The 20,996-nt window shown below is 72.9% G+C and carries 23 protein-coding genes and 1 pseudogene; 11 read left to right on the top strand and 13 right to left on the bottom strand.

Annotated elements, in window-relative coordinates:
- The first annotated feature begins 134 nt into the window (after positions 1-134).
- Positions 135-761, top strand: coding sequence for an NAD(P)H:quinone oxidoreductase (gene wrbA, locus ABD332_RS42895; protein ID WP_344509746.1), 627 nt, complete (start codon positions 135-137; stop codon positions 759-761).
- Between the two features lie 24 nt (positions 762-785).
- Entirely contained in the window at positions 786-1,250 is a 465-nt protein-coding gene (locus ABD332_RS42890; protein WP_344509744.1) for a DIP1984 family protein, read from the top strand.
- A gap of 311 nt (positions 1,251-1,561) precedes the next feature.
- Here the strand turns inward: ABD332_RS42890 and ABD332_RS42885 are convergent.
- The 4 genes and pseudogenes from ABD332_RS42885 to ABD332_RS42870 all read right to left on the bottom strand — a co-directional run.
- A pseudogene (locus ABD332_RS42885) lies at positions 1,562-2,050 on the bottom strand (TIGR00725 family protein); the annotation flags it as partial.
- Between the two features lie 28 nt (positions 2,051-2,078).
- On the bottom strand, positions 2,079-2,816 hold the full coding sequence (locus tag ABD332_RS42880) for a MerR family transcriptional regulator (RefSeq protein ID WP_344509740.1): 738 nt from the start codon (positions 2,814-2,816) through the stop codon (positions 2,079-2,081).
- Between the two features lie 119 nt (positions 2,817-2,935).
- Positions 2,936-4,321 (bottom strand): serine hydrolase domain-containing protein, encoded by a 1,386-nt coding sequence (locus ABD332_RS42875; protein ID WP_344509738.1) that lies wholly within the window; start codon positions 4,319-4,321, stop codon positions 2,936-2,938.
- 109 nt (positions 4,322-4,430) lie between these two features.
- Complete coding sequence (locus ABD332_RS42870) at positions 4,431-5,174, bottom strand: SDR family oxidoreductase (protein ID WP_344509736.1); 744 nt, start codon at positions 5,172-5,174, stop codon at positions 4,431-4,433.
- A gap of 100 nt (positions 5,175-5,274) precedes the next feature.
- On the opposite strand from ABD332_RS42870, the gene ABD332_RS42865 reads away from it, so the two are divergent.
- Together ABD332_RS42865 and ABD332_RS42860 are read left to right on the top strand one after the other, a co-directional pair.
- The gene (locus tag ABD332_RS42865) at positions 5,275-6,117 is read left to right on the top strand and encodes a helix-turn-helix transcriptional regulator (RefSeq protein ID WP_344509734.1); all 843 of its coding nucleotides are present in this window, start codon (positions 5,275-5,277) and stop codon (positions 6,115-6,117) included.
- Between the two features lie 11 nt (positions 6,118-6,128).
- Positions 6,129-6,353 (top strand): Rid family hydrolase, encoded by a 225-nt coding sequence (locus ABD332_RS42860; RefSeq protein WP_344509732.1) that lies wholly within the window; start codon positions 6,129-6,131, stop codon positions 6,351-6,353.
- 294 nt (positions 6,354-6,647) lie between these two features.
- Here ABD332_RS42860 and ABD332_RS42855 read toward each other — a convergent pair whose 3' ends face one another.
- On the bottom strand, positions 6,648-7,010 hold the full coding sequence (locus ABD332_RS42855) for a hypothetical protein (RefSeq protein WP_344509730.1): 363 nt from the start codon (positions 7,008-7,010) through the stop codon (positions 6,648-6,650).
- An 18-nt stretch (positions 7,011-7,028) separates the two neighbouring features.
- Here ABD332_RS42855 and ABD332_RS42850 point away from each other — a divergent pair, with 18 nt between their 5' ends.
- Positions 7,029-7,637, top strand: coding sequence for a hypothetical protein (locus tag ABD332_RS42850; protein ID WP_344509728.1), 609 nt, complete (start codon positions 7,029-7,031; stop codon positions 7,635-7,637).
- Positions 7,638-7,646: 9 nt separating this feature from the next.
- Complete coding sequence (locus tag ABD332_RS42845) at positions 7,647-8,117, top strand: hypothetical protein (RefSeq protein WP_344509760.1); 471 nt, start codon at positions 7,647-7,649, stop codon at positions 8,115-8,117.
- 44 nt (positions 8,118-8,161) lie between these two features.
- Here ABD332_RS42845 and ABD332_RS42840 read toward each other — a convergent pair whose 3' ends face one another.
- The 4 genes from ABD332_RS42840 to ABD332_RS42825 are packed head-to-tail and all read right to left on the bottom strand — an operon-like array spanning position 8,162 to position 11,746.
- Entirely contained in the window at positions 8,162-8,803 is a 642-nt protein-coding gene (locus tag ABD332_RS42840; RefSeq protein WP_344509726.1) for a hypothetical protein, read from the bottom strand.
- A gap of 49 nt (positions 8,804-8,852) precedes the next feature.
- On the bottom strand, positions 8,853-9,665 hold the full coding sequence (locus ABD332_RS42835) for an SDR family NAD(P)-dependent oxidoreductase (RefSeq protein WP_344509724.1): 813 nt from the start codon (positions 9,663-9,665) through the stop codon (positions 8,853-8,855).
- Entirely contained in the window at positions 9,662-11,089 is a 1,428-nt protein-coding gene (locus tag ABD332_RS42830; protein ID WP_344509722.1) for a flavin-containing monooxygenase, read from the bottom strand. The genes ABD332_RS42835 and ABD332_RS42830 overlap by 4 nt, the downstream gene beginning before the upstream one ends.
- Before the next feature lie 33 nt (positions 11,090-11,122).
- Complete coding sequence (locus ABD332_RS42825; protein ID WP_344509720.1) at positions 11,123-11,746, bottom strand: TetR/AcrR family transcriptional regulator; 624 nt, start codon at positions 11,744-11,746, stop codon at positions 11,123-11,125.
- A gap of 45 nt (positions 11,747-11,791) precedes the next feature.
- On the opposite strand from ABD332_RS42825, the gene ABD332_RS42820 reads away from it, so the two are divergent.
- Together ABD332_RS42820 and ABD332_RS42815 are read left to right on the top strand one after the other, a co-directional pair.
- Positions 11,792-13,084, top strand: a complete 1,293-nt coding sequence (locus tag ABD332_RS42820) for an MFS transporter (protein WP_344509718.1) — start codon at positions 11,792-11,794, stop codon at positions 13,082-13,084.
- A gap of 95 nt (positions 13,085-13,179) precedes the next feature.
- Positions 13,180-13,989: a polysaccharide deacetylase family protein gene (locus ABD332_RS42815; protein ID WP_344509715.1), complete on the top strand. Its 810-nt coding sequence runs from the start codon at positions 13,180-13,182 to the stop codon at positions 13,987-13,989.
- Here ABD332_RS42815 and ABD332_RS42810 read toward each other — a convergent pair.
- Positions 13,976-14,476 carry a P-loop nucleotide/nucleoside kinase family protein gene (locus ABD332_RS42810; RefSeq protein ID WP_344509713.1) on the bottom strand — a complete coding sequence of 167 codons (501 nt, stop codon included), beginning with the start codon at positions 14,474-14,476 and terminating at the stop codon, positions 13,976-13,978. The genes ABD332_RS42815 and ABD332_RS42810 overlap by 14 nt on opposite strands.
- A gap of 139 nt (positions 14,477-14,615) precedes the next feature.
- Here ABD332_RS42810 and ABD332_RS42805 point away from each other — a divergent pair, with 139 nt between their 5' ends.
- Complete coding sequence (locus ABD332_RS42805; RefSeq protein ID WP_344509711.1) at positions 14,616-15,179, top strand: dihydrofolate reductase family protein; 564 nt, start codon at positions 14,616-14,618, stop codon at positions 15,177-15,179.
- A 641-nt stretch (positions 15,180-15,820) separates the two neighbouring features.
- Here the strand turns inward: ABD332_RS42805 and ABD332_RS42800 are convergent.
- Positions 15,821-16,162: a DUF1905 domain-containing protein gene (locus ABD332_RS42800; RefSeq protein ID WP_425552382.1), complete on the bottom strand. Its 342-nt coding sequence runs from the start codon at positions 16,160-16,162 to the stop codon at positions 15,821-15,823.
- A gap of 68 nt (positions 16,163-16,230) precedes the next feature.
- On the opposite strand from ABD332_RS42800, the gene ABD332_RS42795 reads away from it, so the two are divergent.
- Complete coding sequence (locus ABD332_RS42795) at positions 16,231-17,055, top strand: metalloregulator ArsR/SmtB family transcription factor (protein ID WP_344509707.1); 825 nt, start codon at positions 16,231-16,233, stop codon at positions 17,053-17,055.
- The gene (locus ABD332_RS42790) at positions 17,052-17,639 is read left to right on the top strand and encodes a dihydrofolate reductase family protein (protein WP_344509705.1); all 588 of its coding nucleotides are present in this window, start codon (positions 17,052-17,054) and stop codon (positions 17,637-17,639) included. The genes ABD332_RS42795 and ABD332_RS42790 overlap by 4 nt, the downstream gene beginning before the upstream one ends.
- A 284-nt stretch (positions 17,640-17,923) precedes the next feature.
- Here ABD332_RS42790 and ABD332_RS42785 read toward each other — a convergent pair whose 3' ends face one another.
- Positions 17,924-18,601, bottom strand: a complete 678-nt coding sequence (locus ABD332_RS42785; RefSeq protein WP_344509703.1) for a hypothetical protein — start codon at positions 18,599-18,601, stop codon at positions 17,924-17,926.
- A 184-nt stretch (positions 18,602-18,785) separates the two neighbouring features.
- On the bottom strand, positions 18,786-20,882 hold the full coding sequence (locus tag ABD332_RS42780; RefSeq protein ID WP_344509701.1) for an MMPL family transporter: 2,097 nt from the start codon (positions 20,880-20,882) through the stop codon (positions 18,786-18,788).
- Between the last annotated feature and the right edge of the window lie 114 nt (positions 20,883-20,996).

Below are 20,996 nucleotides of genomic sequence, written 5' to 3'. Positions count from 1 at the left end.
CGCACGCGGGCAGGTGGCTGCGAAGCGTCAACCCGGCACGGCATCCGCCGTTAAGACCGGGACTGTCCCACCGCAAGGCGGGGCTATCGATCGTGTGCTCGCCAAAGCGCACTGAAAGATAACGGAGCAACGACATGCAGCCCGTGAATGCCGCCGTCGTCTACTACAGCGCGACCGGCACCGTGCACGCCCTCGCGGCGGCCGTGGCGGAGGGAGCCGAGAAGGCCGGCGCGACCGTTCGGCTCCGAAAGGTCGCGGAGACCGTGCCGGAATCCATCATCGGAGGGAATCCGGCGTGGGCCGCGCACGTTTCGGCGAGCGCCGACGTCGCCGGGGCGACGCTGGACGACCTGGACTGGGCCGACGTGGTGCTCGTCGGCACGCCGACCCGCTTCGGCAACGTGTCCGCGCAGCTGAAGGCGTTCATCGACAGCACCGGGCCGCTGTGGTTCAGCGGCGGGCTCGCAGGAAAGGTGTACACGGCGTTCACCGCGTCGAACACCGCCCACGGCGGCCAGGAGTCCACCCTCCTCGCGCTCGCCAACGTGTTCTACCACTGGGGCGGCATCATCGTGCCGCCCGGCTACACGGACCCGATCCAGTTCAGGTCGGGCAACCCGTACGGCACCTCGCACGCGACCGGCGACGGCCCGCCCGGCGACGTCGTGCTGCAGGCGGCCCGGCACCAGGCCCGCCGCGCCGTGGAGACCGCCGCCGCGCTCAAGGCGGGCCGGTTGCCGGAAAACGGCGTGCGGGCATGATCGTCGTGGCGGACACTGGCGGGCGTGAAGCTTGCTGAAGCGCTTGCGCTGCGCGCCGACGCGGCGCGCCGGGTCGAACAGCTGCGCGCCCGCATCACGGGCAGCGCCCGGTTTCAGGAGGGTGAGACGCCCGCCGAGGACGCGGCCGCGCTGCTCGCCGAGGCGGGCGCCGTCCTCGACGAGCTCGAGTCGCTGATCCGGCGGATCAACCGCACCAACGCCGCCACGCCGCTCGGCGACGGCACGCTCACCGACGCCCTCGCCCGGCGGGACGTGCTGCGCCTGCGGCACAGCGTGGTGACGGCCGCGGCCAGCGCCGCCGCGGGTGAGGGGCAGCGCGGCTACCGGCAGCTGCGCTCGGAGCTGAAGATGCTGTCCGCGCTGCCGGTCGCCGAGCTGCGCGCCGAGGCCGACGACGTGGCGCGGCAGCTGCGCGAGGTCGACACCGCCGTGCAGCGCACGAACTGGGAGGCCGACCTCCTGGACTGACCGGGTTTGGACGCGAAGCAGGTAGCCGTCGTGGAGGCGTGCACGACCCGAGAGCCGACGGGCAATTCGGCTCCTCTTCTGGCGCGCCGCGGGCAGGCGCGGGGGTTCGACTCCCCGGCAGACAACGCACGCCCAGCACAGCGCACAGGTGACGAGGCACGGAGCACGGCACACCACCGGGTGCAGATCCACGACGGCGAGGGCGGGCAAGGGGCACTTCGCGTCTCCGGGAGGCTTCCCGCGGCGGCAATTGCGCTGTTGGGCGGCTTCCCGCGGCGTCCAATGCGCCGCTGGGAGGCTTCCTGCGGCGGTTAGTGCGCTGTTGGGTGGGCGATCTCCCGGAGCAGCCAGGCGACGGCCTCGTCGGGGCTGCCCATCACCGGGTATGTCGGGCCGCCGTCGGGAGCGGTGACCGCCCAGCTGCCGACGGCGACGAGCGGCCGCCCGAGCCGCATCGCGAAGCCGATCTCACTCAGTGTCCCCCACCCACCACCGACCGCGATGAGCCCGTCGGCGGTCCTGGCGATGAGCCCGTTGCGCAGCTCCCCCATGCCGGTCGGCAGCGCCACGGTCAGGAACTGGTTGCCCTCGCTCCGGTCCCCACCGGGGAGGAGGCCGACGGTGAGGCCGCCCCGCTCGTGCGCGCCGCGGCACGACGCCCGCATGACCCCGCCCAGCCCGCCGGAGAGGACCACCGCGCCCGCCTCGGCGAGCAGCGCCCCCACCTGCTCGGCGACGCGTTCCTGCTCCCCGGTCGCCCGCCCTGCCCCGATCACCGCCACATAGGGTCCCCGCACGTCGGCGACGCTACCCGCCTTTCGTCGCCGTTCACACCGATCGCGCGAGCTCGGCGAGGCGGGTCCAGGCGGGTGACGACGCGCCGGCGGCGAGGGCGGCGAGGCGGGTGATGTCCGGGTCGGCGCCGGTGGAGGGCTCGCCGGACGGGTACCGCTCGGCGTGCCAGCGGCGGGCACGGGCGGCGAGGGCCGGCAGGGACGGGTCGTCGGGTGGGGCGTCGAACGCGGCGTCGTACGCGAGGTAGATCGCCTGGAACTCGGGGTCGTCGAGGGCGTCGAGCTTGTCGGTGATCCAGCCGTCCGCCTGCCGCGGCGAGACGGCGTGCAGCAGCACCCAGATGTCGCGCTCCAGCAGGACGGCGCGGTCGCTCACCCCGAGCGCGCGCAGCCGGTCGAGGTAGGCGGCGACCTCCTCGCTGACGAACAAGCGGTCGCCGGTCCGCAGCTGGGCGACGCGGTCCCGGCTGCGTTGGATTTTCTCGGCCTGGCGGCGCAGGTCGTGGTCGATCTCAGCGATCGCCGCGGCGAACTCCGCGGGGGCCGCGGCGAGGAGCTCCTTGACGCGGGCGAGCGGCACGCCCGCGTCGGCCAGGGTCTTGATCTGCACGAGCTGGATGGCGTGGGCGGCGGTGTAGCGGCGGTACCCGGACTCGTCGCGGGACGGCTCGGGCAGCAGGCCGCGCGCGTGGTAGTGGCGGACGGCCTTGATGGTCACGCCCGCGTAGTCGGCGAGCCGGCCGATGGTGAGCAGGTGCCGTTCGTCGCTCATGTCCCGCATCCTGTCAGCACCCGCATCCTGTCAGCGTGGACCGGGCCGTCGGTGCCCGGCATCCTGTCAGCGTGGACCGGGCCGTCAGCGCCCCGCATCCTGTCAGCGCCGACCGGCCGTCAGCGCCCGGACGGGACGCGGCGGGTCATGCGGCCGCCCGAGCAGCGGTGGGTGGGGCCGTCCGGGCCGTCGCCGTGATACGACACGAGGTACTGGCGCGACGTCAGATCGAGGTCGCCGAGCGGCAGGCCGGCGGGTGCGAACAGGTCGGCGCCGACCGGTTCGTACCGCAGCGGCGGAACCACGAACGGGCCGCCGACGAACCCCGTGAACGTGGCCTCCTGCACGGCGTCGGCGGGTTCGTAGGTGATCCGCTCCTCCAGCTGCCCGTCCACGACGCTGACCTCGATGCGCAGCTGGTCCGACCGGTAGGTGCCCACGTAGCGCGACAATGCAACGTCTGTTGGATTCAGGGCCACCGGCGCGGCCGGCAGCAGCGACGACAGCAGCGCGTCGTGCAGCGACAGGGCGCGCGCGTCGTTGCCGTACGCGGCGAACACCAGGCCCTCCGAGGGCGCGACGGCGAGCACCGCGACCCCGCCCGGCGACGCCCCGGACATCGTCAGCACGGTCGTGCCGCCCAGCTCACGCACCAGCCAGCCCATCCCGACCGGCGGCACGTTCGGCGTGCCCAGGTCGTGGGCGACCGTGCGCATCAGCTCCGCCGAGCGGGCCGAGATCGCCGGTGTACCGCCGCCGGCGAGATGCGCCCGGCCCAGCGCGAGCAGGTCCCCGACGGTCCCGATCGGCGTGCCGCCGGCCGGTGCCCACGTCGCGGGGAGCGTGAACATGCCGGTGGTCCGCACCGTGCCGGTGACCGGGTCGGCGAAGTGCCCGACCGCGGTGCCGCGCAGGATCGCCTCCTCCGCGGACGTGCACGCATCGGTCATGCCCGCCGTCGCGTACACCTCCCGCCGCAGCAGCTCGTGATACGGCGTCCCGGTGACGACCTCCAGCATCCGCCCGGCGACAATCATGCCGCCGTTGGAATAGCTGACGAGCTCGCCCGGCTCGAACAGGGTCCCGCACTGCCGGCCCAGCCCGTCCAGGTAGATCCGCAGCGCGTCGGGGCCGCACCCGGCCGGGAAGAACAGGTCGGCGTCGATCCCACTGGTGTGTGTCAGCAGGTGCCGCACGAGGATCCGGCCGGCCGCGCCGGGCGTGGTGAGCGTGAACTCCGGCAGGTACGTCACGACCGGCGCGTCCAGGTCGACGGCGCCGAGCTCGACCTGCCGCAGCACGAGCATGGTCGTCATCACCTTCGTGATGGAGCCGAAGAGGAACCGTGTGTCGCCGCGCATCGGCGCGCCGGTGGCGGCGTTGGCCACCCCGTGCGCGACGATGTGCTGCCCGCCTGCGTGGTGGACGCCGGCGACGTAGCCGGGGATGTTCGTGGTGCCGCAGAAGGCCGCGACCCGCTCGCTGATGTGCGCCATGTCGGTCATGCCGCCATCGTCGGACCCTGCCCCAGGGTCAAGGTCAAGCCCGCGGTCAGCCTTGTTGCGTCGGCACTCAGCCTTGTTGCGTCGGCACTCAGCCTTGTTGCGTCGGCACTCAGCCTTGTTGCGTCGGCACGACGATGATCTCGGCCAGGTTCACGCGGGCCGGTGCGGCCGTCGCGTAGGCGATCGCGTCGGCGACGTCCTCCGGCGTGAGCACCTCGATCGAGTCGCGCCACTGGGCGAGCTGGTCGCGCTGGGCGGTGTCGCGCATGCCGTCGCCGAGCTCGGTGAGCACAAAGCCCGGTTCGACGTTCTTGACCCGGACACCGCGCGGGCCGAGCTCCGCCCGCAGGTTGCGGGTGAGGTGCGCGACGGCGGCCTTCGTGGCCGTGTAGACGCTGTAGTTCGGGAAGACCATGTGCCCGCCCACGGACCCGACGTGCACGAGGTCCGCCGCCCGGCCGTCCGCGGCCGCCGCGAGCAGGTCGTCGATGAACGCGCGGCCCGTGTGCAGCAGCCCGCTGACGTTCGTCGTGATCATCTCCTGCCACTCGGCGGTCTGCGCGGCCTCGAACGGCGCGGCGAGCATGACCCCCGCGTTGGCCACGACGAGGTCCACCCGGCCGAACGCCTCGCGGATCGTGGCCGCGGCGGCCCGCATCGCGTCGAGGTCGCCGACGTCCGCGGCGACCGGCAGCGCGCTGCCGCCGATCTCGGCGGCGAGGTCCTTGAGGCGGCTCTCCCGCCGCCCGACGAGCGCGACGGCCGCGCCGCCGTCCGCCAGACGCTTCGCGGTCGCCGCGCCGATGCCGCTGGTCGCTCCGGTGACGACGGCGACCCTGTTGGTGTTTGTCATGCCTCCACCGTCGGCGCCTCGGCACAATCCATCCAGGACGGGATTTACCTGGGAGTACCACGGCCAGGCAGCCGCCGTCCGAGCCGCCTACGCTGGACGGATGCACAGCGACAACCGGCTCGGCGAGTTCCTGCGGGCGCGCCGCGAGGTGACCCGGCCCGAGGACTTCGGCCTGCCCGAGCCGGCCCGCCGTCGCACCCCCGGCTTGCGCCGGGAGGAGGTCGCCCTGCTCGCCGGGGTAAGCGCCGACTACTACGTGCGGCTCGAGCAGGGCCGCGAGAAGCACCCGTCGGACCAGGTGATCGATGCCCTGGCTCGCGTGTACACGCTGAACGACGAAGGCATCGCGCACCTGCGGGAGCTGGCCCGCCCGGCATCCCGCCCGCGGCGCCGCCCGCGCCAGCCGGAGCGGGTCAGCGCACACCTGCTGCGCCTGCTGGACCTGTGGACCGAGACGCCCGCCATGGTGGTCGGCCGCCACCTGGACGTCCTCGCGAACAACGCCCTCGCCGCGGCCCTCAACCACTGCTCGGTCAAGGGTCAGAACCAGGTCCGCGCCGTCTTCCTGGACCCCGCCACCCGCCGGATCTACGCGGACTGGCCGAAGGTCGCCGCCGAGACCGTCGCCAGCCTGCGCGCCACCGCGGGCGCCGACCTCGACGACCCCCGCCTCACCGACCTCGTCGGAGAGCTGTCGCTGAAGAGCGAGGACTTCCGCCGCCTGTGGGCCCGCCACGACGTGGCCGCGAAGACCGCCGGCACGAAGCGCTTCGTGCACCCGATGGTCGGGGAGCTGACCCTGTCGTTCGAGACCTTCACCGTCAACGGCGCCCCCGGCCAGCAGCTGCTCGTCTACCACGCCGAGCCCGCCACCCCGTCCGCCCAGGCGCTGCGCCTGCTCACCACCATGACCACCGACCTGCCCACCACCGTCCCGGCCTAGGATGGGCTGGCGTGGAACACTTCACCCGCCCGGGCGGGCTGCCCCCGGTCATCGGCTACAGCCACGCGGTCCACTTCTCCGGTGAGTTCGTCGCCGTCTCCGGCCAGGTGCCGTTGGATTCCGCCGGCGGGCTCGTCGCCCCCGGCGACCCGGAGGCCCAGATCCGCCAGGTGTTCGCCAGCCTCCTGGTACACCCCGCGTTCTGCGTGGAGGTCGACGCCCTCGCGACCGTCTGACGCGGCCGTTAATCCCCGGCCGAGTGGATATTCTCGTGGCATGGATCTCGGGACGGGTGGCGGGACAGTGTGGCCGATCCGGACGGCGCCGGCTCCGGTGGACCGGTTGACGCTCGTGGACAGGGTCGACGCCGGCGACTGGGCCGTCGAGCTCCCGCGACCCGTCTTCCTCCGCAGGGGTGAGCAGGTGTGGGTGGACGGCGACGCGGTCTGCGTCGGCCGGCCTGACGGGGACGTCATCCGGCACGAAGGCACCGGCTATTGGATTTGCGGTAGGGGCTTCCCGTGGCGAGGTCAGTTGTAGAACGTGCTGCTGCCGTAGTGCAGCGGGGTGCCGTCGAGGATGACGGGATGGCCGGGCGGGAGCGGGGTGCCGTCGAGGGCGGGGATCGTGACCCCGGTGAGGTCGGGCGGGCAGAAGTCGTCCCCGTCGTCGCCCTCGTCGTCGTCGGAGACCGTGGCGAGCAGGTCGATGCTGACGTCGAGCCGGCTGTCGCGGTACACCTGCAGCGCGCAGGAATCGGTCCAGCTCGGGTTGACGTCCAGGGTGTCCAGGACGCGCAGCAGGTCGGCGTGGTCGCTGAGGACGAACCAGTCGGTGGCCGTGTCGTTGTTGTTCACCATCGAGGTGCGGCGGACGACGTACCAGCTGTACATGGCCAGTACGGTAGCGCCGTGGACCTCGAGGGACTGCGGCAGGCGGCGGAGGCCGGTGGTGCGGGGGCGGCGCGGGAGCTCGGGCACCGCCTGTGCGTGCTGGAAGGGGCGTCGTCGCTCGAGACGCCGGACGACGTGCCCGAGGCGGAGGGGTGGCTGCGGCGCGCGCTGGCGGCCGAGCCCGCCGACCCGGTGACCGCGACCCTGCTCGCGGGGCTGTTGCTGCGGCAATTCCGCACCGTGTTGGAATTTTCGCCGCTGTACGACGGCACCGGCGACCGACAGGCCTGGCTTCGCAGCCTGTGGGGGCGTCGCGCCGAGGCGTTCGAGCTGTACGGTCGGGCGCTGGACGCCGACCCGGCGCACGCGGCCGCCGCGAACGGGATGGCGCTGCTGGTCCTGGACGAGTCCACGACCGACGACTTCGTCTGCTACACCGGCGAGGACGAGCCCGAGGACCTCGACGCGCAGGACCCCGCCTGGCGTGCGGAGGCGGCGCGCCGGCTCCGGGCGCTGCTGGCGCTGCGGCGGCGGGACACGATGGCCGCGGCGCACCTGGCCGCGGTCCTCGGCGGGCCTTCACCCAGCCAGGAGGAGGTGCCGGCCGGAGCCGCCGAAGATCGTTAGGGCGTGCTGATGGCGCGGGCGGACGAGGAGAGCACTGCGGCCGGGATCTACGGCGTCATCGTGAGCGCCGCCGTCATGGCCGCGTCGCACGCCCACACCGCGGCCGCCACCGCCGTCGCGGTCGTGGTGACGCTGCTCGTGTACTGGAGCGCGGAGCGCTACGCGCGGCTGGTCGCCGAACGGATCCACGAGGGGCACCGCCCGGCCTGGGCGGTGGTCCGCCGGCAGCTCGCGAGCGGCTGGGAGATGGTGACCGCCTCGGCGGTGCCGGTGGCGGTGCTCGTCGCGGCCGACCTGGCGGGCCATTCGCAGCCGTGGTCCGTGGTCGCCGCCCTGGTCTGCTCCACGCTGCTGCTGTGCCTGGCGGGCTGGGAGGTCGGCCGGCACGGGCGGCTGAGCCGCGCCGAGCGGGTGGTGTCGGCGGCCGTCGCCGGCAGCTTCGGCGTCGCGCTGATCGTCCTGAAGACGGCCCTGCACTAACTGTGCGCCGGTCCGGCACTCGGAGCGGCCGGACCGGCGGGGCGTCAGAGTGAACAGTTCTCCGTGAGGACATCCGCGGGCTGCAGGTCGTCGGGGTCGAACCGGGTCCGCCAGGTCTTGCCGTCCTCGAAGGTGATCTCGACCTCGTGCTCGGCGACGAACCGGGCGGACTTCACCCTGATTTCCGGGGTGTCACCGAAGGTGGCCTCGACGCAGATGAGGGGGCGGGCGGACTCGCGGGTCAGGATGCCGTCGGGGCGACCCACCCGGAGCTGCTGACGGAAGATGATGTCCGACTCCTCCAGGCTGACGAGCTGGAACCTGCCGCTCGGCGAGGCGGCGAGCACGGTGCGGTCCCAGTGGGGGTCGACCAGCAGGGCGAGAAGGAAGCCGCCGACCGCGACGATCAGGGTCAGCACGGCGCTGCCGACCCCGACCGCGATGGCGGCGCTCCGGTTCCGGATGATCAGCACGGCGACGACCCCACCGGCGAGCGGCGCCAGCGTGAGGGCACCGGCGAACCAGTACCCGCCAAAGCCGAGCACCACGAAGTGCCACGGGTTCCAGGCGGCCACGGCGGCGACGATGATAAGGACGGCGGCCACGGCGATGATCGTGAGGGCGGCGCGGACGCGGGTGGGGCTGAGCGGGGTTATAGGTGCGCGAGGCGTTGTGAACGAGCTCATGCGCGCGATCGTCGTCAGTGCCGTCCGGCCACGCCGCCCTCAGTCGCGATCATGACAGAAAGCGGCGGACCATGCCTGCGGCGAGAGGGGCGTCGGCGAAGGCACCCGCGGCGAGTCTGGCGGCGACGGTACGACGGACCATGGCGTCCGCCACGGACGGGAAGTGGCGGGCGACGGCCATCTCGAAGCGGCCGCGGCGGGTCGTGGCGACCGCTCGGGGCGCCTTGCGGGCGGTGGCGGCGCGCACGATCGCGGTGACGACCCCGTCGGCCGGCTCCAGCCTGGACACGCCCTGCAGCGACAGGCCGGCGGCGGCGGTCGTGTCGTGGATCGGGGACGCGACCATGCTCGGGTAGACCACGCTGACCCCGACGTGGGTGCCGACCTCGAGGCGCAGCGCGTCGGCGTACGCGACGAGGGCCCGCTTGCTGACGCCGTACGCGGCCGCGAGGGGCAGCGGCAGCACGGCCATCCTGCTGGCGACGAACACGACCCTGCCGCGGGACGCCTCGAGGGCCGGCATGGCGGCGGCGGTCGTGCGCCACGCGGCGAGGAGGTTGACGTCCAGCTGCCGCGCGACGACCTCGTCCGGCGGCAGCTCGGCGGGTGCGGGACCGCCGACGCCGGCGTTGTTGACGAGCAGGTCGAGGCCGCCGAGCCGGTCGACGGCCGCGGCGACGGCGCCGGGGACCGCGGTGGCGGAGGTGAGGTCGCAGGCGAGGACGGGCACCGGCCCGGCGACGGCGACGAGGTCGATGCCGACGACGGACGCGCCCGCCGCCGTGAACCGCGCGCCGAGCAGCTTTCCGAACGTGCCGTTGGCGCCCGTGACGACGACCCGCCGCCCTCGCAGCGCGCTCACGTGCCGGCTCCGCCGCCGGGCGCCTGCCGTGCGCCACCGTCTGCTCGCATCTCGCCGCCTTCTGCCCGCGTCTCGCCACCGTCTGCTCGGATCGGACCGCTGGGCGCTGGATTCTGGGTGGCCGCCGCGCGTTTGCGGCCGGTGGCCAGTTCGCGGGCGGCGAGGTCGAGGTAGGCGTCGAAGTCGATCCGCATCGCCGGGCGGCGCTCGCCCCACCTGTCCCGTGCCGCGCGCAGCTCGGCGGCGCAGTCCTTGCGCTGCGCGGCGAGCGGTGGCAGCGCGTAGGTGCCCGCGAGGTGCCCCGCGACCAGCCTGGCCTGGGCCTCCACGACCGGCAGCGCGGCGCCGGTCGACTGCATCAGCCCGACGAACATGAGGCCCGGCGCGTCGAGGTGGAACACGTGCCGGTAGAGCGGCAGCCGGTCCGCGCCCTCGCCGAGCAGCGCCGGGTCGAGGAACGGCACGTCGACGCGGTAGCCGGTACACCAGACGACGACATCGACGGAATCCCTGTTGCCGTTGGAAAAAATGACGTCATCGCCGTCGAAACGGTCGATCGCCGGGCGCACCTCGATCTCGCCGTGGGTGATGCGCGGCAGGAGGGCGTCGGACAGCGTGGGGTGGTCCTGCAGGAAGCCGTGGGCGGGGGCGGGCAGGCCGTACCGTTGCGGCGGCCCGACGGCGAGCCGCAGCATCGTCTGGCTGATGCGCTGCCGCGCCCGCCACGGGAGCCGCTTCGCGAGCGCGCCGTTGAGCGTGTCGGACGGACGGCCGAACAGGTACTTCGGCACGATCCAGACGCCGCGGCGCACCGACAGCAGGGTGCGCGTGGCGGCGTGCGAGGCGTCGACGGCGATGTCCATCGCGGAGTTGCCGCCGCCGACGACGAGCACCCGGCGGCCCTGCAGCTGCTCGGGGCCGCGGTAGTCGTGGCTGTGCAGCTGGGTGGCGGTGAGGTCGCCCGGGTGCGGCGGGTCGGGCAGCCGGGGCACGGTGTTGTGCCCGCTGGCGACGACGACGGCGGCGGCCGTCACCTCGACCGTCCCTTGTGGACCTTCCGCCGTGACCTCCCAGGTGCCGTGCCGCGTCTGGTGAACGCGGGTCACGACGTGCCGGTGGCGGATCCGTTCGTCGAGGCCGAACGTGCGGGCGTAGTCGGCGAGGTACGCCGCGACGCTCGCGTGACCGGGGTAGTCGGGCCAGCCGGCCGGCATCGGGAAGTCGGCGAACTCGGTGCGGGTGCGGCTGGTGTTGAGGTGCAGCGTCCGGTACGCCGACGAGTGCGGGCCGCCGAGCACCCACAGCCCGCCGGGCCGGTCACCGGCGTCGAAGCAGATCGCCGGCACCCGCGCGTCGGCGAGGGCCTTGAGCGTGGCGAGCCCGGCCGGCCCGGCACCGATGACCACCACCCTGTATTCCAACACGCGTTGGATTCTGCGCGCCGGTCACCGGGGGCGTCAAGGCTGCCCGTACATGCGGTCCAGCCAGCGGTGCACGAACGCCCGCAGCGCGAACCGGGAGTCCTCGGTGACCTCGCCGTGCAGCGCCGTCACCGTGTGGGCGTGCACGGCCCAGATGAGGCTGCGCACCGCGAGGTGCGGCTGCGGCTCGTGCAGCACCCCGGCCCGGTGCGCGGCGGCCAGAACCGCCTGCACCTGCTCGTACAGCGGCGTCGAATACTGCTCGTCGACGCCCGCGTGCCGGTCGGGGTCCAGCCACCGGCGCAGCCACAGGCCGGTGGTCTCGGGCCGCTCCTGCAGGAAGTCGACGAACGCGTCGAGGACGCGGTGCAGCCCCTGCATGTCGTAGGCGCCCTTGATGACCGGCTCCAGGGCGCTGCGCTCGGCCTCGAAGACCGCCGCGAAGCAGGCCTGGTAGAGCGCGGCCTTGCTGCCGGCATGGTGGTGGACCGTGGCGACGTCTACGCCCGCCGCCTCCGCCACGGCCCGGACGCTCACCGCGTCGAAACCGTGGCGCGCGAACAGCTTGGTCGCCGCCCGCACGATCACCTCACGGGTGCCTGCCATGTCTGCCGCGCGGGGCCGCCCGGGGCGCCGGCGCGTGCTGTTCAGATCGTCCATCGTCGCCTATTATCCATCGCACGTTGGATTACGGGAGCGTGGTTCATGTCGAACGTCCGGCTGCCGCTGCGCGGTCTCATCCCGTTCGCGACCGGCTCCGTCGGCATGGGCGTGTGGGTCACCGTGCCCGGCCTGCTCCTGCTGTACTTCCTCACCGACGTCCTCGCCGTCGCACCGCTGCTCGCGGGGTTCGTCCTGCTCGCACCGAAGATCCTCGACGTCGTCCTGCACCCGTGGGTCGGCCGGCTCTCCGACGCCGACCTGGCCCGCCGCGGCCACCGGCGCCGGCTCATGCTGGCCGGCAGCGCGCTCGCCGTCGCGTTCGCCGCGCTCTTCGCGGTCCCCGGCCTGCGCGGCGCTCCGGCGGGGCTGTGGGTCGCGGTCGCGTTCATCGCCGGCAACCTCCTCTTCGCCGCGTACCAGGTCCCCTACCTTGCCACTCCCGCGGATCTGCGCATCGACTACCACGAGCGCACCCGCCTGATGGGCTTCCGCATGGTGGTCCTCACCGTCGGCATCCTGCTCAGCGGCGTGGCCGCCCCCTTGCTCGCTTCCCTGCTCGGGTACGCCTGGATGGGCCTGCTGCTCGGTGTCGCCATGTTCGCCGCGATGCTGGTCGGCATCGTCGGCGTCCGACGACTTTCGGCAGCGGCTCCGGTACAGCCTGCCGCAGGCACGCGGCACGGGCTGCTGGCCTCGCTGCGGGACCGGCAGTTCCGCACCCTGGTCGCGTCCTACCTGGCGATGTCGACCACGACGCACCTGGTCCTCGCCGCCGTGCCCTACTTCGCGGAGTACGAGCTGGGCCGCCCCAAGCTCACCACCGTCCTCGTCGCCGCGTTCGTCGCCCCGGCCATCCTCGCCACGCCGGTCTGGGTGGCCGGCGCCCGCCGGATCGGCAAGCAGCGCGGCCTGCTCGTCGCCCAGGTCGCGTTCGTCGCCGGCTCGCTCGTTCTCGCCCTCGGCGGCGCCGCGGGCCTGCCCCTGATCGTCGCGGCGGTCGCGGTCCTGGGCGTCGCGTTCGCCGCCATGCAGCTGCTGCCCTTCTCGATGCTCCCCGACGTCATCGCCGCCTCCGGCCCCGACGGCACGACCCGCGCGGGCGGCTACACCGGCGTCTGGACCGCGGCGGAGGCGACCGGCGGCGCGCTGGGGCCTTATGTGTACGCGGCCTGCCTCGCCCTCGGCGGCTTCGCGGCCAGCGCCGCCGGCGAGCACGTCACACAGACGCCGTCGGCCCTCGCCGCGGTCCGCTACGGCTTCGCCCTCGTCCCGGCCGCCCTCATGACCGTCGCCGTCCTGCTCCAGCGCCGCTACCGCCTCGACGCGGACCGCTGACACTCTCCGCATCTGGGGTGTGCAACCCTTTGCGGGCCGATCGCGTCAAGAACAGTGCGTCGGCGTGATGTGATCATGCACCGGAGGTGACCGCTGTGACCGGACTGTCCCGCAGGCGCCTGCTCGGCGCCGGGCTCGCCGCGACCGGCACGGCCCTCGTCGCGGGCGGCTCGGCGGGTCCGCCGCTCTCTCCGGCTCCGCACCGCGGCCCCCAGTCCGTCCCCGGGGCGGCCGCCTCCACACAACCCTCGCCCCCGGCGCCGTCGCCCTCGCCGATGCCGCCGCTGGACCGGCCGGTGTTCACGCTGGAGGAGTACCGCAAGCTGAGGCCCGGCCCGCCCTTCCCGGCGAACGCGGTGGCCCTGACCATCGACGACGGCCCGCACCCCAGGTGGACGCCGAAGGTTCTCCGGCTGCTGGACCGCTACCACGTGCCGGCCCTCTTCTGCCTCATCGGCAACCAGGTCCTCGGCCACGAGAACGTCGCCAAGGACCTCGTCGCCGCGGGCCACCACGTCGCCAACCACACGTGGAGCCATCCGGGGAAGCTCGCCCAGTTCGACCCGGGCCGCGTACAGCAGGAGATCGACCGCGCGCAGGACAAGATCTACTCGACCACCGGCAAGCTGCCGACGATCTTCCGATCCCCCGGCGGTGCCGTCTCCCCCGCCGTCCTCGCCGCCGCGGCCCAGGCCCGGATGCTGCCCATCAACTGGACCAACGACCCCCGCGACTGGACCCAGCCCGGCACCCGCTCCATCACCGACCACCTCCTCGCCGCCCGCCCGGGCCAGATCCTGCTCTGCCACGACGGCGGCGGCGACCGCGCCCAGACCTGCGCCGCACTGGAGACCGTCATCCCTGCGCTGCAGGCCCGCGGCTACCAGTTCGTCATCCTCGACTGAACCCGAGCACCGCCTCGACCACCGTGTCCAACGGCGCGACTGTGTCGACCGCGAGGTGCGGATCGGTCCACGGCGCATACGCGAGGGCCTCGACGTGCGCCCACGTCGGCTCCGGCAGGTGCCGCAGCCCCCGCCGCCGGCCTTCCAGACGCCGGCGGTGCTCCTGCCGGTCCGAGCACGTGAGCACCACGAACCGCAACCCCGACCCGGCCCGCGCCGCAGCGCCGCGCCACGTCTGCCGGGCGGGTTCGCTGTCGTTGACGGCGTCGACCACGACGATCCGGCCCAGCGCCAGGTTCTGCTCGGCGAACGCCCTGGTCACCTCGTACGCCGCGACGCCCGTCTCCCACCCCGCGGCCAGCCCGGCGCCGAGCATCGCGTCCTCGGCCTCGTCGATGGACAGCTGCACCGCACCCAGCCCGGCGGCAACCCCCGCGGCCACGGCACTCTTCCCGGTCCCCGGCAATCCAGATACGACGATCAGCACACCGCATCGTCGCAGAACTGCCGCCGGGCGGCTCGCTCGATGCACCCTGTGTCGCGCGTCACACGATGGTGATGTCGAGCTTGGCCTGCGCGCCCCGACCTCCAGGTGACAGCGTCAGTACCACAAGGAGGAGCGAGCCATGCGGAAGATCATTTACTGGGTGCACACGTCGGTCGACGGGTTCATCGACGGGCCGAACGGGGAGTTCGACTGGACGACCATGGGCCCGGGGCTGTCGGCGTACTCCGAAAGCCTCGACCAGCGGGTCGACACGCTGCTCTTCGGACGGCCCGTGTGGGAGATGATGGTCGGGTTCTGGCCCGACGCGGAGTCGATGACGGACGACCCGCACGTCACCGCCTTCGCCCCGTTCTGGCGCGCGACCCCGAAGATCGTCTTCTCCCGAACGTTCGAGGGCGACGCGTGGACCAGCCGCGTCATCAGCGACAACCTGCGCGACGAGGTGCTCGCGCTCAAGGCGGAGCCCGGCGCCGACCTCCTGCTGACCGGCGGCGCGTCGCTCGCCGCCGCCCTGACGGACCACGGCCTCATCGACGAATACCACGTGGCGGTACACCCGGTCGTCCTCGGCGGCGGCCGCCGCCTGTTCGCCGAGCCGAAGCAGCGCCTCAACCTGCGCACCGTCGCCTCCACCCTCGTGGACGGCGCCGTCCCCGTGACGCACTACGAGCCGTCCGTCTGAACCACGCCCGACCCGCGCCGTCGACCATGGGAAGTCCCGCGGTCGGCGGCTACCGCGCCCTGAAAGCAGCGCGGCCGCAACGCCGGCGGGGGCGAACAGACCCCGGCGGCACCGGAAACGCCTGCAAGCTGCGGTCCGCCGCCACTGCCTCGTCGGTCGCCACCGCCCCGCCGGGCGGTACCCCGCCGGGCCGGGCGGTGCCGGGCCGGGCCGGGCGGTGCCGGGCCGGGCCGGGCGGTGCCGGGCCGGGCCGGGCGGTGCCGGGCCGGGCCGGGCGGTGCCGGGCGGTGCCGGGCGGTGCCGGGCGGTGCCGGTGCTTTGTCGACAACGGCTCGGCCGGGTCTCCACGTACCGTGGCAGGCGCGGCTCGTCCGAGGGCCTGGAGTTCGACGGCATCATCGTCGTCGCTTCGCGCTCGATCACCTCACCGCCGGCCGAGGGCTCCGCGCTCACCGCACTGAACGCGCCGCCTCCGTGGTGTGACCCCGCGGGTCCGCGTCGACGGCGACCGGGCTCAGGCCGGCCGAAGCTAAGCCGAAGCTAATCGGACCGCCACCCGGAGCGCAGAGGCTCGGTCGCGCACCGCACGATGACGGCGGCGCGGCGCAGAACGAGGGGCAGCAACGCCCGGATCCAGCAGGTCAGACATCGAGGAGCTCCACGGTCACCGCAGCCGTGTCGCCGACGTCGAGGGACTCGGCCTTGCGGACCGGGCCCTTGACCGGCAGGACGTAGGGGCCGCCGCCGCTGCCCGGGAAGATCGACGTCTTCCAGGTCGTGCCGCCGATGCTCACCCGCACCCGCAGCGACCCGAAGCCCCGCTTCACCGAGCCGGTCAGGTCACGGATGTCCTCCGACTCGTCGACCGGCAGCGTCACGAACACCCACGTGTCCATGCGCCGGGCGTCCCATGCCCACAACTGCGCCTCGAACTTCACCTTCACGCCCTCACCCTCGCACAGGGGTACGACAAAAACTCCCATCGCTCGCCCGAGGGATCGACCAAGTTATTCCTTGACAGGAATATTCTCCGTGGAGCATACTTTGCGGCATGGAAGCACTCCTTGCCGCGCTCGCGGACCCGGCGCGCTGGCGGCTGATCAGCCTGCTGGCTGAGCGCCCCCGGTCCGTCGGGGTCCTCGCCCAGCTCACCGGGGCGCGGCAGCCACAGACCACGAAGCACCTGCAGACGCTCGAGCGGGCGGGCATCGTGACCTCGCTGCGGTCCGGGCAGCGCCGCATGTACGCGTTGCTGAGCACCCCGCTGCGCGACCTGGCGGTCGTGCTGGGCGGCCTCGCCGATGCCGCGGATCTCGTCAGCGGCGTCGACTCACTGTTCGAGCGTCACGTGCGCAGCGTGCTCGCCGAGCGGGACGCCGCGAGCGCGTCCGGGTGGGCGGACGGGCGCGCGTTCCGGTTCACCCGGGCCCTGCGCGGCGGCCCCGACCTCGTCTGGAGCCACCTGACCGACCCGGAGCTGCTCAGCGACTGGTTGGCACCCGACGGCCTGCGGGTCTCCGGCCTCGTCATCGAGGCGCGGCCGGGCGGGCGGCTCGTCCTGGAATACCGCGACGCCGAGGACACCGACGGCACCGACACGGTCGTGGGCCGCGCCGAGGGCGTCGTGGAGGACGTGCGTCCGGGCGAGCGCCTTTCCTACCGGCTGTCCCCGCTGCTGCCCGACGGTGGGGTCGCGTTCACCTCGCACGTCGACATGGACTTACGACCGTCCGAGACCGGCACCGACCTCGACGTCCACTACCGCATCACCGGCAGCACCGTCGACTCCGCCGACTTCATCGCCGGCATCGAGCTCGGCTATGGCCAGAGCCTCGACAAACTCACCACCGCCATCGACACGAGGAGCACCGAATGACCCGCCGGATCGTCACCAACATGAGCCTGTCCCTCGACGGCCGCTACGCCGCGCCCGACAACCCCATCGACATGCGCTGGGTGATGCCGTATGCGATCACCGACGTTGCCCGTGACCACCTGACGAAGCTGTGGGAGCCGGCGACGACGGCGCTCCTCGGCCGGGTCAATGCGGAGGGCTTCCTCGGCTTCTGGCCCACGGTCATCGACATGGAGGGCGCCGACCCGCGCGACGAGGGCTTCGCGAAGTGGCTCGTCGACGCCGACAAGGTCGTGCTGTCCTCGACGCTGCGCGAGGCTCCCTGGGAGCGCACCACGGTCGTCGACAAGCCCACCGCCGAGGTGGCCGCGGACCTGAAGGCCACCGACGGCGGCGACATCCTCGTGCTGTCCAGCGCCAGCGTCATCAAGGCCCTCCTCGCCGCCGACCTGGTCGACCGCCTGGCGCTCACCATCTTCCCGGTGTTCCTCGGCGGCGGTCCGCGCCTGTTCGACGACGGCCTCCCTGCCGGTCAGTGGTCCCTGACCAGCCAGGCGGCGGGCGAACACGGCACCCTCGCCCTCGTCTACGACCGGGCCCGCTGACCGACGCCCGCCCCACCAAGGCCCACCACGCGGCGCCTGAGCAACCCGCGGCGGGCAGCACCGGCCACCGCCAGGCCCGCGCGAGTGGGCAGGCCAGCGCGAGTGGGCAAGCCAGCCAGGGCAGGCCAGCGCGAGTGGGCAAGCCAGCGCGAGCAGCCCAGCGCGAGCGAGCCGGGGCAAGCCAGGGCGAGCAAGCCAGCCAGGGCGAGCAAGCCAGGGCGAGCAAGCCAGGGCGAGCAAGCCAGGGCGAGCAAGCCAGGGCGAGCAAGCCAGGGCAGGCCAGGCTACGCGTGGCAGGAGACGCGGGTGATGAGCGTGTCGTCCGGCAGTGTGTCGAGGTAGGCGGTCATCGCGGCGACGTGGGTGTCCCAGCCGCGGTCCGCGGTGTGCTGGGTGAGCCACTGCCCGTCGAGGGTCAGGTACGCGTGGGTGGTGAAGGCCTGGGTCGAGGCGCGGGCGATGAAGGCGGCGCGGTCATCGCCGAAGTGCGTGACCGGGTCGGCCAGCAGGACCGAGAAGGTGAAGTACCGGTGACGCTGCGTCACAGCAGCCTGGGCCACCTCCTGGATCGCCGGTTGGAGCATGAACTCGGACTGTTCGGTGAAGTGGGTGCGGGGCAGTGCCGGCGGGTGGGTGCGGACGACCTTCGCCCACGCGTCCCAGGCGCCGGATGCCTCGCGGCCCGCGGCGGCGCGCATCTCGTCGAAGTCGACGAGGCGCTTCGGGGCGGCGGCGACGATACCCACGGGTGCGAGGCGGACGACCGCCGGGTCGCGTCGCCGCCAGCGGCGCAGCGGCAGGGCGTCGCTCGACGGGAGCGTCCACGAGTCCCAGCCGGCGGCCGGGTCGAACGGTTCGTGGGCGTAGTCGTTCAGGTCGTACGGGGCGAGCGCCGCCGACAGTGCGGGTGCGAAGGGGGCGCCGCCGAGGGCGGGCAGGAAGACGGTCGTGACGTACCTCACGGCAGCGGATCATACGGATCTACCCCTGACGGGTTTGGGGCTCACCCGTCAGGGGTACATCGATCCCTGCACAAAAGGAGGGAGCACGGATGCTGTCGCACGACGAACGCGATTACGACGACGACCTCTGGATGACTGAGGAAGAGCCTGTCAGCGGTCCGTACCGGGACGGGCGCCCCATCCTCTAGACGGCCACTCGCTCTTTCTCGAGTGAGGGTCTGGTGGTCCGGCCGAGGGCGCTGGGCCACCACATGCGTTCGCCGACGTCGAGGTTCAGTGCGGTGACGAGCACGGACCGCACGACGATCGTGTCGAGGAGCACTCCGAACGCCACCGCGAAGCCGATCTCGGCGAAGGCGGTCAGCGGCAGCGTGGCCAGGACGGCGAACGTGCCGGCGAGGACCAGGCCGGCCGAGGTGATGACGCCCCCGGTGGCCGAGAGCCCGATCAGCGCCGCACGGCGGGTGCCGTGCTTGACAGCCTCCTCCCGGACGCGGGTCATCAGGAAGATGTTGTAGTCGATCCCGAGCGCGACCAGGAACACGAAGACGAACAGCGGGAGCGACGAGTCCGCGCCGCCGAAGCCGAAGACGTGTTTGAAGACCAGCGCGCTGACGCCGAGGGCGGCGCCGAACGACAGCACGACGGTCGCCATGAGGATGACCGGGGCGAGCACCGAGCGCAGCAGCAGGATCAGGATGAGCAGCACCACCGCGAGGACGATCGGGATGATCAGGTTGCGGTCGTGCGTGGCGGCGCGCTGCACGTCGAGGTTGACGGCGGTGGTGCCGCCGACCTTCGCCTCGGCACCGGGGACGGCGTGGACCGCGGCACGGACCCGGTCCACGGTGTCGTAGGCCGCCTGGCTGTCGGCCTGGTCGACGAGGTTGCCGGTCACGTACGCGTAGGAGCCCTTGACAGCCGGCTCGCTGACCGAGGCGGGGTCGATACCGGGTACACCCGAGAACGCCGCCCTGGTCGCCGCGGCGGCACCCGCGGTGCTGATGACGACGACAGGGCTGCCCGCGGCGCCGGCGCTGTGCCGGGCCAGGACCTCCTCGCCGACGATCGAGTCCTGGGTGCCGCGGAACGACTCCTTGTTGGTGAGCCCGGTGGCGTCCAGCTGCACGACGCCGATCGTGGCGACGGCCAGTACCAGCGCGGTCACGATCCAGACGCCGCGCGGGCGGCGGGCGATGCGGTCGCCGACGCGGGCCCACAGGCCGGTCGCGGTCGGTTCGACTGAGCCGGCCTTCGGGCGCAGCGGCCAGAAGATCCACCGGCCGCAGATCGTGAGGAGCACGGGCAGCAGGGTCAGCATGACGGCGAGGCCGACCGCGATGCCGATCGCGGCGACCGGGCCGAGGCCGCTGGTCGAGTTGGTCTCGGCGAAGAACAGGCACAGCATGCCGAGCACGACCGTGGCGGCGCTGGCGATGATCGCCGGTCCGGAGCGGTGCAGCGCCTCCGCCATCGCCTCGTGGCGGTCCTCGTGGCGGCGCAGCTCTTCGCGGTACCGCGCGATCAGCAGCAACGCGTAGTCGGTGCCGGCGCCGAAGACCAGGACGGTGAGGATGCCGGCACTCTGCGCGTTCACGACCAGGTCGGCGTGCTTGGCGAGCAGGTAGATGACGGCCTGGGCGGCGACGAGCGCCACGCCGGAGGAGATCACCGGCAGGAGCCACAGCAGCGGGCTGCGGTACGTGATGAGCAGGATGACCACCACGACGGCGATCGTGCCGAGCAGCAGGCTGCTGTCGATGCCCTCGAACGCGGCGCTGGAGTCGGCGGCGTTGCCGGCGGGGCCGGTGACGTGCACGGTCAGCCCGTCGGCGCCCTGCTTGGCGGTGTCCCGCAGCTGGTCGACCAGCGTGCCGGCCTTCGACCAGCCGTCTGCCCCGAGGTTGAGCGGCACGATGATCTGGGCCGCCTGCCCGTCCTTGGTCGGGATCGGTCCGGTGACGGTGCCGTCGAGCGAAGGGACCCGGCCGAACGCCGCCGCATCGGCGGCCATCTTGGCCCGGTCGCCGTCGGTGAGGCCGGAGTCACGCTCGTACACCACGATCGCCGGGACCGTGTCCGGCGAGGCGAAGCTCGACTGCACGTCGATGACCTGCACGGACTCGGCTCCGCCGGGCAGCCAGGACTTGGCGTCGTTGCGCTCGACATCGGTCAGCTTGCCGGCGAGCGGGCCGGCGAAGGCCGCGACGGCCAGCCAGAAAATCACGAAGACGTACTTGATCCGGCGGCCCGCGACGGCGCCGGCGACAGACTTCCCCATGCGTCGATGCTTGCATAGGTAGTCGCGCTACGCATTGTGACCCAGGACACGCTCTGTAATGCCCCGAGCCTGGGGGTTCTCCAGAGAGCGCTCTCCCGCGTATCGTTCTGTGCG

The organism is Dactylosporangium maewongense, assembly GCF_039531485.1.
Classification (GTDB): domain Bacteria; phylum Actinomycetota; class Actinomycetes; order Mycobacteriales; family Micromonosporaceae; genus Dactylosporangium; species Dactylosporangium maewongense.
The sequence above is the reverse complement of the archived record's forward strand: the minus strand, read 5'-3'. Positions and strand labels throughout refer to the sequence as shown.